The organism is Acidisarcina polymorpha, assembly GCF_003330725.1.
Classification (GTDB): domain Bacteria; phylum Acidobacteriota; class Terriglobia; order Terriglobales; family Acidobacteriaceae; genus Acidisarcina; species Acidisarcina polymorpha.
In genome coordinates this window covers 16766-28714 of record NZ_CP030843.1, presented here as the reverse complement: position 1 = coordinate 28714, position 11949 = coordinate 16766, and the positions used below count along the sequence as shown (strand labels likewise).

Below are 11949 nucleotides of genomic sequence, written 5' to 3'. Positions count from 1 at the left end.
TTAGCCGGTGAGATTTTTCGGACCCGTAGGGGCTCACATTTCACCCGCTATGCATTGAGGTAACCGCGCCAAATGTATCAATGTCGCCCTCACCGCGCAATCCGCGAGGAGGAAGTCGACATGAAACACGCGTTCTCCAACGCCCGTCTTGAGCTACTAGCCTTTTTCGCCCTGACTTCGATTGCCCTTCCGTTGCTCGACGCCGAAGCGCGTTGCCCGGGGGGCATCGCTAGTGTAAACCCACGATTCGTTCAAGGCGCCCTCATCATTATTCCGGTGAGGATCAACCACAAAGGACCATTTGATTTCATGGTAGACACAGGAAGCCAGGTTACGGTGGCCGATCCGTCGCTGGCTTCAGAACTCGACCTCAAGCCTCAAGGCGCGGTCGGCCTGGTTTCTGTTGCCAACTATGCGAAGGCGTCCATCGCTGTTCTAGAAACCTTGGAGGCTGGCTCCCTTACCGTCGATAAGCCCTTTGTTCTCGTTAAGGAACTTGAGCAGATTCGAGCGGCCGACACCCGCATTCGCGGGGTCCTGGGTGAGAATTTTTTGGCGCATTTCGATCTGCTCATCGACTATAGACACAAAGTGGTTTGTCTGGACGCGACACAGACGCTGGCGGGGTTTGTGCATGGCGAGCACATTCCGCTCGTTGCCCCCCAGCACCCTGAGAGTGAATTGCCCTATGTGGAGCGCCTGGTGATCTCTGCCCGTCTCTCGGGCGCAGGACCCCGGGAAATCTTGTTACAGGTGGATTCCGGGAGCGACGGGCCAATTCTTTTTCCGTATCCAAAGGGGCTGGAACTCAAGAGGCTGGAGAGGGCCGCGCTACAGACGAGCGGAGCAAATCAAGCTTTCGCCGCCTTGGCCCCGCAGGACATGCGGATTGGCGCTTATATCTTGAGCAATATCTCATTTGTGACTCCGGTACGCTTTGGCCAGAGCCTCCCGGTGCCAGAAGAAGACGGCTTGTTGCCAACCGTACTCTTCCAAAGTGTGTTCATCAGTCACGCGAATCGCTATGTGACTTTCGATCCGCGATGAGGATCTACCCCACCGGGATGTGCCCGCAAAACGTTTTCCGTAGCTTCGATTTAGCCAACCTTGGGTTGACCCAAAGTCCAGCGATTTGGGCTGCAAAAAGGGATTGCGATTGGCTACCGATCTCGGGCATCACGCCGCAGGTTTGAGTACCGCACGGTACAGGGTTGATCGGGCGATGCCGAAACGGGCTGCGATTTCGGTCCAGGGACATCTGTGGTTTTGAGTAGGGCGCGTATGGTCTTAATCTCTTTAGGAGGCGACCTCCTTTGCGGCCGCGAGCGCGAGCTGATTTGAAGGCCAGCAACCGTTCTTTCGCGGATCAAATTGCGCTCGAATTCTGCTAGGGCCGCGAAGACGTGGAACACCAGGCGGCCAGCTGGAGAACGAGTTTCAATCTTTTCGGTAAGTGATTCAAGATTGATTGCGCTGTTCGAGTTCGGCATTAAGCCTGACAAGATCGGCCGAGTTTCTTCCAAGCCGGTCTAGTCTCCAGACGACAAGGGTGTCGCCCTCACGAAGGCTCTCAAGACATCCTTCGAGTTGTGGCCGGCCAGTATTTTTTCCGCAGCCCTGTTCTTCATAGATCCTACTGTTTCCCATGCTCCGAAAATGAATGGGTTACTGAGCCTGCTCGCAGCTTAACGTACGAAGCCTTCCCTTTCTTGAGATGCCCCCATTTTCTCCCATCGCATCCCCCGCGACAACCGGTGTTGTCGTGGGTAAACGGTGTGGACCATTCGGGATTTACTGAAAAAGCTTGATCTCTGTCACGTCCATGAAAATGGGCGTCATCTCGCCAGCAATGTCTTGCCTGTGTAAGCTGCCGCTTTAGCGCCTTAGCGCCCGCATGGACACAAAGCGGAAAAACCCGGTGACAGCACGAGGGAGACAGAGCCTCTTTTGCCCTGACCTTCTGGCGGCGATCGCCAGAAGGTTACCTTTTCCGACGTGTATTTCGAGGAAACTGGCCTCTATCTGCGATCTTACTGCGAGGATAGAGGCCGAATATGTTGATTTGAGTTGCTGGTTTTAACTCCCCGGGGTAAATGTCCAGGTAAGGATGCTCTGCTTGGACGTCTCACCACCGGTCGCTCCGGTGAACCCGACAAAGGCAGTTGTGCCACCGACTGCTGCCGGTATGTCGACGGTGAACGGATGCGTATAGTGTGCCTTGGTGATCTGATCGGTGATGGTCATGGTGAGCACGATGCCGTTGTAGCTGAGATCGACGGTCATCGGATCACCGCTGTGCAGGTCGATTCCGGTGCCCGTGAGGTCGACGGAAGGAAGGGTTGGCGTAGTCCCTCCGGTATAAGTACCAGTTGAGTTGACGCCTTCTCCCGCATTGTTGAAAAGGTCGAACTTGAGCGCCACGCTCTTCGGGATTGTGTTGTAGCCCAGCCCGCCTCCAGTGCCGCCAAGCGCCGTTGGTCCTACTCCCTGGATGGTGAAAGTCAAACCGTCAGCCGATGGATTGGTGATTTGGAAGCCAAATTTCGAGGTGAAAGATCGAATGTTGAGCGCATTTGGAAAAAAGAGGCTGCCTGCCTGGTTCTTGAGGCCGCTAGTCAGTCGAACCGTCGATCTAGAGGGAACAGCGGTTCCGTTGAGATACACACCGTTGCCGTCTTCAAAGCCGGTGGCGAAATTGGGAGCCGCCGGCAAGCCGGACTCGTAAGTCCAGCTGTTAAGGCTGATGTCTGAGGCATCCCCTCCGGTGCTGCCGGTAAAGCCGACGTAGGCAGTCGCCCCCCCGACTGTCGATGGTATGTTGATCTCCCAGAAGTGGGAAAACGAAGCCCGTGTATGGAGGTTGGTGATGGTCAGGTTCAAGATTGCGCCGTCATAGGTCAGGTGAGCGACGTAGATTTGGTTGTTTCCCAGATCAATTCCAGTTCCTGAGAGATTGATGGCTGGGACGGTCGGCGTGCGTCCCCAGATGTAGAGTCCGGTCGAGTCCGCCCCCTCGCCCACATTGTTGTAAATGTCGAATTTTATGGCGAGGCTCTTCTGGATGGTCACAAAACCCAGCCCCGCGCCATCGCCACCAAGAGCGTTTGGTCCCGCATTTTGGATGGTGAATGTGAAACCGTCCGCGGCGCCTGTTACTTCAAAGTTGAAGTCGGTGGTGAACGATTGCACGTTGACCTGAGTGGCATAGAAGGAGCTTGCCGCCTCGTCATAGCCATTAGACATTGCCAGACCCAGTCGGCCGTAGGACAACGAGGCGCTGCCATTCGTCGTCATTACCCCAGCAGTAAGCGGGAAGCCCTGGCTGAAGTTGATGATGGGCGTAGTGGGGTAAGTTGGAGAGGTGTAAGTAGCAGACGCCACTGCGCTGGAGGTTCCGTTATAGACCGCGATCGCCTGGATCTTCATGGTTCCGACGATGGTGATCGGATTATAGGAATTAAAGAGTATGGAGGAAGAAGTGGGCGTGCCACCATTGATGGTGTAGTAGATCGATGCGCCAAGGGTCGCGGAGCTCAGCGAGACTTCTTCGACTCGGTTATAGTCGATGCCGCCTGCCGGAGTGAACACCGGTGGCGCTACCTGGCTCAAAACAGTGAGAGTCACGGACGGGCTTGTGCTGGGTCCGTACTTAGGCAATTCGTCGCTGACGCCGACATAATCGCCGGAAACTGTGTACTTTCCCGGCAAATCGACAGTTCTCGTGTCGATCGCATCGCCGGCGCTGTCTAGAACCACCGTGCCATAATCGTTTCCATTAAAGACGAAGTTGACGGAGCCCCGGGTTACCGCAGTTCCATCGGCAAGAGCGACATGGGCAGTTAAAGTGAACGGAACGCCTTCCTGCACGGTGTTCGTGCTGGTGGACAGCGTCGTTGTGGTAGCCAGCGAGGCAGGGAGCGTCCCAAAGTAAAATTTGCTGACGAACGCGTTGTAATAGTCGTGATTCGAATTGCCAGAGTACTTCGGCTGAAAAGCGCCGACCGACACCGGGAAGGCACCGCCAAGTGTGCTGCCCGTCAGATAGGCGTCACCTGCTGAGTCGACAGCCACAGCCAATCCATCGGCCTCAAAATGGCCGCCAAGAAAGGTAGAATAGATCAACGCCGATCCGTCACGATTGAGTCGGGTTAGAAAAGCATTCGCGCCTGCCGAATAGGAGGTGGTTTGGTTCTGAGATTGAAAGGCATCCGGTGTCAGCGGGAAGATGTTTTCATCGTAGGTAAAGCCGGTCACAGTAGCTTCTCCGGTCGTGTCGACCGCGATGCCATTACCTTGGCCGAAGTTTGTCCCGCCTAAGTAGGTCGAGTAGACGAAACTCGTTCCCTTCGGATTGATTTTGGAGACAAAGCTCATGCTTGTACCGATCGAATTATTGGCCTTTTGAAAGGCGTTGGCCGTGACCGGGAAGTTGAGGGAGATTGTGCCGCCGGTGATATATGCGTCGCCGGAACTGTCCACAGCGATAGCGGTCACGATATCGCCGGTGTCCCTTCCCGCCGGGTAGCTTGTCCCGCTGATGTAAGTCGAGTAAAGCAGCGAAGAGCCGTCGGCGTTGAACTTGCTGACAAATCCAGTCCCGAATTGGCCGCCGTGGTATACGGTCTGGAGGGTCCCCGAGGTCGTTGGGAATCGGGGGAAAACGTAAGGCCGCCGACATAGGCGAATCCTGAGCCATCGACCGCTACCGACTGGCCTTGATCGCCGCAGCAAGACTCCTCAGAGGAGCCGCTTCCGCCGAGATACGTAGAGTAGACCAGGTGCGCGCCACCCGCGCTCAGCTTGCTCAAGAATGCATTGTAGGGATTGTCCGCCGGGGCCTTGTTGGTGGTCTGGAAGGCGCCAGGGGTGACCGGAAAATCGAGTGAGGCCGCATATCCGGTGACATAAATGTTCTCGTGGACGTCAAGCGCAAGACCTAAAACGGCGTCGCCGAATGCCAAGGAGCGCCCGCTTCCACCTAAGTACGTCGAGAAGACAAGGGCTGAGCCTTGCGGGTTCAGCTCAGTAACGAAGCCGATTGCGCATTCATACTTGCCTTGAACGCAACGGGCGGTGGTCTGAAACGCCCCGCCGGTAGTCGGAAAGTCAAGACCGGCGTTTCCCGCTACGTAAGCATCTCCCGCACTGTCCAATGCAACCGCGCTTCCGGTGGCGCCACTGCTCCCGCCGAGAAAGGTGGAGTAGATCAGCCCCGTTCCGGTCGAATTCAGTTTGGTCACGAAGGCATCTTGGGCGAATTCCTCCAACGTCGGCTGGTAGGCGCCGCTGGTGACTGGGAAAGTGGTTGAGTCCGTAAATCCGGTCACCACCGCCTGCCCCGATTTATCAACGGCAATAGCGAGCCCTTCGGTATCTTCCGCCGAGCCGCTCCCGCTCAAGTAGGTCGAATACCCCAAGACCGGGTCAATTACCAGCTCGCGACTATGGTCGTAATCTTTGACGGCGAAGCCAACGGTATTTTTCGCCAACAGTTGGAAGCGGCCTTCAACCGGCTGGCGCTGGCCGTCCTTCATCTGATAAGCGACCGGCTTGTGGAAGGCGATCTCGCCGTCCTTGGCGACGATCTCGAGGTCGCCGTCGTGATTCAGCTTCAGCTTGCTGGCGCCGGTGAAGCGCAGCCGCGCCTGCTTCGGATCAGCATTGCGCGCGACGACGAAGTCATACTCCAACTGCTGCTGGCTGCCGTAGTAAACCAGGTCAATTCCGGGATACACGTTGCTGTACTTGACTTTGGAGTAGGTTGGGACATTGGTGTGCCACTTCGACGGGTCGCTGCCGATGAAATAGTTCGACTTGCCGGGCAGCGGCTCTTCGCCAGCGACGCGCACTCCTTGCGAAGCGCCGTCAAGCTCCATCCGGACGACATCGATCTTGCCGGCCTGCGCTGGAAATGCTGGTTTGCCGCCGCGCCCATGAACCGGTTGCGCCTCATTTTTGTGCAACGCAAGAACCGCTTCGCGGTCGGTAAGGAAGAGTGAATAGCCTTGTCCGCGGGAAAGGAATTTCACCTGTCCGTCGGTCTGGCCCTGGTTGGCCTCGAAACTGAGCGGCAGCTTGGCGAAGTTCGCCTTCACCGCCGGATTGACGGCGGGCAACTTGGAATTGGTTGTGGGTTGAGAGTTTAGGGCGGAAGAAGAGGCAGTCTGGGCAGAAGCGGCAACCGGGCCGAATGCCAGCACGCCGACTGCAATGAGAATCAAAGCTTTAAAGGGGATGCTCCTCATGGAATGCTCCTGGGGGTAGGAAGCAGGCAGCTCCGGATAGGAGCTTGCCTTCCTGGTTGGGGGCTGAACGTCTCGTTCCAGTGGAACCGCTCGCGAAGGCCGTGGTCGAAGCGCTTTAAAGATGCAGCGGTTTCGCGCGAAAGTCAACACAATGGGTAAGTTTTGGCCCATCGCTTCCCTGCCCTATTTTCAATAACTCGCGCGGGGCCGGAAGTTAAGATCGAAAATAGCGCTGGAAAGCCCGGGCGGGTCAGGGCTGCTAGTTTCTGAGATACTCCAGATCGGCTTGCTCGGCCTGGCGTGCGGCGAGCTCTTCCGGGGCGGGTTCAACCGGGGGCTCGTAGCGGGCGGCGAAGTCGTCGAGCTGGATTTCGAGGACGACAGCGAGATGGACGAGGGCCTCGGCGAGCTCCTCGACGCGCTCGAAGGTGACGGTCAGCCGGCCGGTCTCGAGCGAGAGGTTGGCTGGCAGGGAGTCGAGATCGGCGGCGATATCCTGGCGGACGAAGGTCCGGAGCTTGCGCCGGACGGGGGCGGGCTTGCCTGCTTTGAGGATCTCGGCGAAGGCGCGGGCCGGATCGTCCGAGGCTTCGAGGCGGCCGAGGAGCTCGGCGAGGGCCTCGCGCTCGACCAGTCGGGCGCGGCCGACCGGGACGGTCGGGAGCGCGGCCATGAGGAGCTGTGCCGAGCGGGGCTGGAGGACGAAGAGCTCTTCGAGGTCGCGGCGGTCGTAGTGGGAGCGGGCGGAGTTCTGGACGGTGCGGGCGATCGAGTAGAGGCGGTCGAGCCAGGAGCGCCTGCGGCCCATCGCGTGAGTCTCCGATTCCGGTGGGGTGTGGTCGAGCCAAATTCCTCGGGAGGCCAATTCCCTGCCGAGACCAGGATACGCGATTATTGCGCGTAAGCGCAGCAAAACCGGAGGCCGAAAACGGGCATTTCTGACTTGTGATAATGTGCGTTTACGCAAGGCAGCCTCTGGAGAATCCAAGTTGCCAGCATTTAGGCGAAAAGCCATATCGCGCCGACGGTGGACGGGTAAGTCGAGCAACTGTGGCGGCATTGGCGATTGGGGAGCAATATTCAGGGACTCGGTCGTCAATGATTCTGGCGAATCGGACTGAGCCTCCTGGGTGCCGGGACCTATCTGCTCGCGGCCCGCATCAGTTTGCTTGAGTTGCGTCCATTAATTGACAGCGATACCCAGCGGCGCTACCAACGCGCGGTTCGTCTCTCGACGATCCCATATTTTGCTGGCTGACTCCTGATGCTTAGAGGCTTTCCGTATTGTTTCTCCGGCCGACTGCGGGTTTTGGAAGTAAGGGCGAGACCCACTCATCGGGTTCAGGTGGAAAGATGAATACGAGTAGCTGAAAACAAAGCTCTGCTGCAGGCTTGGCTTGTATAGGCGTAGATCACTAATCCTCGGGCAGGTGCACCTCCTTGGAAACTCGTCAAGTCAATGTCAAGGTCCACCGCAGACCGCACCGGGCATCGGCATGCTCCTAGAGGCGCTGAGATTCGACCATCGGCTGGCCTGTACTAGGTTGGCTGTGGGAAATTCCGGGATCCCCAATTGAGGCTTCCCTTCCCCCACTGATTACGGCAGGGGTCGGACAGATCAGAGCCGGAGCCCGCGTCCCGAATTCCCTTCCCAACTTTGGTTGAGGGTATCGGCGCTAAAGGTAGTCGACATGTCACTTACGATTGACGCATCTAAATATTGGCGCAACAAGCAATATAGCAACTCTATAGATGAGAGTCGCAATACAGCAAAATGTCTTCTGCTGTAAACAATATTGTAAGCTTCATTGTGCAATAAGCTATATTGTGGCAGTATCGGAAGCTGTAAGCAATATTGTTTACAGTTCGCTAAGCTCCAGTTATCTTCATGATTCTCTTGATTCATTCGGGCTCCGTCCAATGTCCCCTCAGCAGTATATTTGCAATATGCGATATTGCCGCATCATTTGATATTGCAAGCTGATTGATTTGGGAGAAATAAATGCCGGTCATTGCTGTTTCTAATCCGAAAGGCGGGGCGGGCAAAAGCACGACGACACTGCTGCTTGCCACGTATCTGGCCCAAGGCGGAGCGTCCGTCTGTGTCCTTGATGCAGATCCAAACCAGCCAATAATGGATTGGAAAATAAATGGTTCTTCGAAGACCAGCTTGAAAGTCATAGGGTCCATCAGGGAATCAAATCTCATGGAGACTCTCGACGAGAGACGAGAACAGTTTGTTTTCATCGACTTGGAGGGTACTGCCAGTGTTCTGGTCTCGCGATCGATCGCAATGTCAGACTTTGTGATTATTCCGGTACAAGCCAGCGCGGTGGATGTTAGGCAAGCAGGAAAAGCAATCAAAGCCGTCAAAGATGAGGAGAAGGTAGCTCAGCGGTCAAGTTTGTACCGCAAAATACCTTTTCGGGTCCTCATGACTCGAACTCCTGCACCTGGTGCCCCTGTATCCTCTGTGCAGCGTCAATTGGAAGCTGAGCTTCAAGAGGCCAAAGTTCCTCGATTTAATACAAGTCTTGCAGAACGTCTCGCATTCAAGGCGATCTTTGTCGAAAGGCTAACCCTTGCGGAGCTTGGTGAGCACAAGGTCGGGAATCTGGAAGCCGCTTATCAAAATATCCATGAACTGGTAGATGAATTGGTTCAGATCCTTTACGAGATTGACAGAAAGAGGTACCCGAATGAGCAGTAAATTCGGCCTCATGGATGAAGCAGACGACAACTCGACAGCGGCGGCGACCCAAAAGATCGATCTGTCGAGATTTGCTCCCATACGAAAAAGAGCTCCAATCGACCTCGCGGAAGTGGATGCTGCTGCGGCGCAGCACGGGTTTGTAAGTCGCGAGGCCAGTTCAAGACCTGTTAGGCGACGCCGAACCCCAGCCGAACCGATGCGCTCTCTAGCGGTTCGTATGATTCAGTCTCAATACGACCGATTTGTTAGCTATGCGAATCGATACGAGTTGACCTATCACGATGCCATAAAGAAACTGCTGGATTCAGCAGGGGAGTAGATGAAGACTTCAGTATCCGAATTTCTGCATGGTGGCGCCAATTCCATAAGTATTCGACTTCCTCACGCTTGGCTGGGTCCTCGCCAAAGGAAGGCTTGGGGTCGAATAGCATCCAAGCACAAGGCTCAGCCCATGACCTTGCGAATTAGAGTTGCTGACTGGAACCGTTTTTCAGCATTTTGCGAGCGTAACGAATACACTGTTGCTGAAGGCTTTGAGCGCCTTGCGGCGATCGCGGATGGCTTGTGAGGGGAGCAGCTCACAGCAGCGTCGTTCGTGCTGATGGATCTCCGGGGAAACAGTGCCCACGTCCGGCGCAATCCTACCTTACCTCGGACTACGAAGTCCGTTGAGAAAGGCTCGGAGATCGTCGGCTTGGCCTGAGGGAGGCGCGGGCACGGATCAAGAATCGCCTGGACGTGAAGAAAATCGTTCTGCATCGCCTGGGCGAGGAGGGCGAGGCTCTCCAGCATCGCGATCGAGGAGTTGGCGATGATCTCCAATCTGCCGGGAGTGAGCGAGATATTGGGGGGAAGGTCGCGCAGCATCACGGTGCGAAGACCGGCAGGCAAGCTCACCTTCAACGGCTTGGTATACGGGGGTGCATCGGCCTCCCGCATGCGGGAGCGGAAGGCCTCGTCGAAGTCCTCCGCGGCAATCATCGCGTCAAGAAAGCCGAGCAGGGAAGTACGCTCGACGAAGTGAGCCCTGCCAACCGGCTGCACTTCGCCGATGGCCTTCATCAGGCCTTGGGCGGAGGCGCGGCCGACGCCGAAGAGCCGTTCGATGTCCAGGCGCCCCCAGGTCTCGGTCCGGGCGTTCGCGGCCCGCTCGCGAATGGGGTAGAGATCGCGAGACCATTTCACCGGTCGTGTTTATAGGTCTTTAAAAGAAAACCCCGTCGCCCAGGCGGTGGGAATGTGCAAGACGCCCAGCTTCACCGGTGTCTTGCAAGGGGCGGTGCGAAGGGTTGGACGGCTTTCTCGTTCCATGCTTTGCACGGTCCCGACATTTCCACGGCCTGATTTAAGTGAAAGCTAGCAAACTAGCAGCTGTCTTGAAAGCTCTTGACTTTCGTCTCATCGCGGGTGAAGTTCTTGCTGCACGTTCAGGGCTGATGTGTCAGTGGCGTTGGTGCCTCGGCGCGGCGTTCGCGCTCGCGCCTGGAGGCACAAATCCGAGTTGATCTCCCAAAAGAGCAGGGATTTAAACCCTGTTCTGTGGGGTTTCACGCAAGCACCCCAGCTTAGATTCATTTGCTCCTTGGCCTGCGGGTGTGCCTTTGCCTTGCCGGCTTCTACTGCTCCACCGGGACGTACTGCAACCCTGTCGCCACGTAAGACCGTTCGAGCACGTTTCCACTACCCCCGAGAGTCGCCTTATAGAAGTGCATATAGTCGGGCTCTCCCGAGTAGAAGCCGCCCCACGCCCAGCCATGCCGAGCAAAGATCTGAAACGCCTCAGTGCTCGGAGAGACCTTGCCCTTAGTATCGTCGCGCTTAGAACGGGCATCGGCCCCCTTTGGCCACCAGCCCTCCTTCGCATCGTGGAACGGATTATCGAAGGGATTCAGATCGACGGCAATGCCGTAGGCGTGACCGCTCCACTCCTTGGGCGCATCTTGCGCTTTACGGCAGTAGAAGCCGACGGTCACATTCTTTTCCGCGTTGCCGCCGCCAACCTCATAGTTCTCGTATGGATCGATTTTGTTGATCGGAAACCGTATATCGTACAGCTCCTGGAAGATTGCGGAGGCTTCTTGGGCGAAGCGCTTATGGATTATGAGCCTGCCTTTATGGGTCAGGTGATCGAATCCGAAGTAGGTTATGCGGATCGAGAGGAGATCATCGAGCGATACGGGACAACCTGGACTCCATGATTTCCCGGTCATAGCAGTTCGTTCATCAGGAGTGAGAGGCCTCATGTTTGGCTGAACCTGAAGGCTTTGGCTCAAAGCCGCAGCTGAAAGAAAGAAGACAGTGGCGCTGCTTCTGAGACGGCCGAGCCGATGGTTTGTCACGCGAGTTCTCCAGGTGATCAGGTTTGTGCTCTAAACTCCGCGTCTTTCTCTTCTGATCCTAATCCGGCCTCCAATTCTCTAAATACTCGGCATCTTCGCGCTCGGCTTGGTCCTCGTCATGGGCAGCTTGGGATTGAGGTGCGAACAGATCCTGGTAGACGGAAAACCGGTTGTTGAGGGCGATCCCGGTTGCGAGCAGGCGTTCGGCGAGCTCCTCGATGGTGGCGAACTCAACGACGAGCCGGTTTGGGGAACCGAGCTCGAGGGTCACGCTTTCCGGCAACCCGACCGCGTAGGCCTCCCGTTGCTCAGAAGACAGCGTCCGTGGCGCGAGCAAAATGCTCGGACGGCGGAGCAGGGAAGCGTCGGCAGCGAGCAAGGACTGGGTAAAGCGTTCTTTGCGGGCCAGCTCGACCTCCGCCTCCTTCGCCTGGGCTTGGAGGAAGGCGATGAGCTTCTCGCGTGGCAGGATCCAACGACCGGTACGGAGCCGAATGGGGCCAATCTCTTTCATCAGCGAGAGGGCGGCGCGGCGCTTGAGAGCGAAGACTTGAGCAATCGCCTCACGGTCCAAGTGCTCTGCGGGCCAGTCTTCGACTGCTGCGACGATCGAGCGGATTCGCGGGAGCCAGCTGCGCGGGAAGGGCATAAG

General features: G+C 56.7%; 8 protein-coding genes and 1 pseudogene. 2 read left to right on the top strand and 7 right to left on the bottom strand.

The features are described from left to right. Positions 1-120 precede the first annotated feature (120 nt). Positions 121-1047, top strand: coding sequence for a retropepsin-like aspartic protease (locus ACPOL_RS31515; protein WP_161557685.1), 927 nt, complete (start codon positions 121-123; stop codon positions 1045-1047). Positions 1048-1176: 129 nt separating this feature from the next. Here the strand turns inward: ACPOL_RS31515 and ACPOL_RS31510 are convergent. From ACPOL_RS31510 to ACPOL_RS31490, 4 genes and pseudogenes are all read right to left on the bottom strand, one after another. Further along, positions 1177-1647 (bottom strand): annotated as a pseudogene (locus tag ACPOL_RS31510) (recombinase family protein). Positions 1648-2076: 429 nt separating this feature from the next. Next, positions 2077-4494, bottom strand: a complete 2418-nt coding sequence (locus ACPOL_RS31505) for a chitobiase/beta-hexosaminidase C-terminal domain-containing protein (RefSeq protein ID WP_338026817.1) — start codon at positions 4492-4494, stop codon at positions 2077-2079. Continuing rightward, the gene (locus ACPOL_RS35275) at positions 4491-6245 is read right to left on the bottom strand and encodes a DUF7948 domain-containing protein (protein WP_236657637.1); all 1755 of its coding nucleotides are present in this window, start codon (positions 6243-6245) and stop codon (positions 4491-4493) included. Before ACPOL_RS35275 ends, ACPOL_RS31505 begins: the two co-directional genes overlap by 4 nt. A 259-nt stretch (positions 6246-6504) precedes the next feature. Continuing rightward, positions 6505-7053, bottom strand: a complete 549-nt coding sequence (locus ACPOL_RS31490) for a hypothetical protein (RefSeq protein WP_114211327.1) — start codon at positions 7051-7053, stop codon at positions 6505-6507. 1194 nt (positions 7054-8247) lie between these two features. Here ACPOL_RS31490 and ACPOL_RS31485 point away from each other — a divergent pair. After that, positions 8248-8955: a ParA family protein gene (locus ACPOL_RS31485; protein ID WP_114211326.1), complete on the top strand. Its 708-nt coding sequence runs from the start codon at positions 8248-8250 to the stop codon at positions 8953-8955. A 447-nt stretch (positions 8956-9402) separates the two neighbouring features. Here ACPOL_RS31485 and ACPOL_RS33845 read toward each other — a convergent pair whose 3' ends face one another. The 3 genes from ACPOL_RS33845 to ACPOL_RS31460 form a co-directional block, all read right to left on the bottom strand. After that, positions 9403-10143 (bottom strand): hypothetical protein, encoded by a 741-nt coding sequence (locus tag ACPOL_RS33845; protein WP_114211299.1) that lies wholly within the window; start codon positions 10141-10143, stop codon positions 9403-9405. 431 nt (positions 10144-10574) lie between these two features. Beyond that, positions 10575-11297 (bottom strand): M15 family metallopeptidase, encoded by a 723-nt coding sequence (locus ACPOL_RS31465; RefSeq protein WP_114211298.1) that lies wholly within the window; start codon positions 11295-11297, stop codon positions 10575-10577. Between the two features lie 58 nt (positions 11298-11355). Beyond that, on the bottom strand, positions 11356-11946 hold the full coding sequence (locus ACPOL_RS31460) for a hypothetical protein (protein WP_114211297.1): 591 nt from the start codon (positions 11944-11946) through the stop codon (positions 11356-11358). Positions 11947-11949: the final 3 nt, after the last annotated feature.

Bases quoted from the DNA above. Each gene is read 5' to 3' on its own strand.
- ACPOL_RS31490 (WP_114211327.1), bottom strand. From the start codon at position 7,053: ATGGGCCGCAGGCGCTCCTGGCTCGACCGCCTCTACTCGATCGCCCGC.
- ACPOL_RS31485 (WP_114211326.1), top strand. From the start codon at position 8,248: ATGCCGGTCATTGCTGTTTCTAATCCGAAAGGCGGGGCGGGCAAAAGC.
- ACPOL_RS31515 (WP_161557685.1), top strand. From the start codon at position 121: ATGAAACACGCGTTCTCCAACGCCCGTCTTGAGCTACTAGCCTTTTTC.
- ACPOL_RS31460 (WP_114211297.1), bottom strand. From the start codon at position 11,946: ATGCCCTTCCCGCGCAGCTGGCTCCCGCGAATCCGCTCGATCGTCGCA.
- ACPOL_RS35275 (WP_236657637.1), bottom strand. From the start codon at position 6,245: ATGAGGAGCATCCCCTTTAAAGCTTTGATTCTCATTGCAGTCGGCGTG.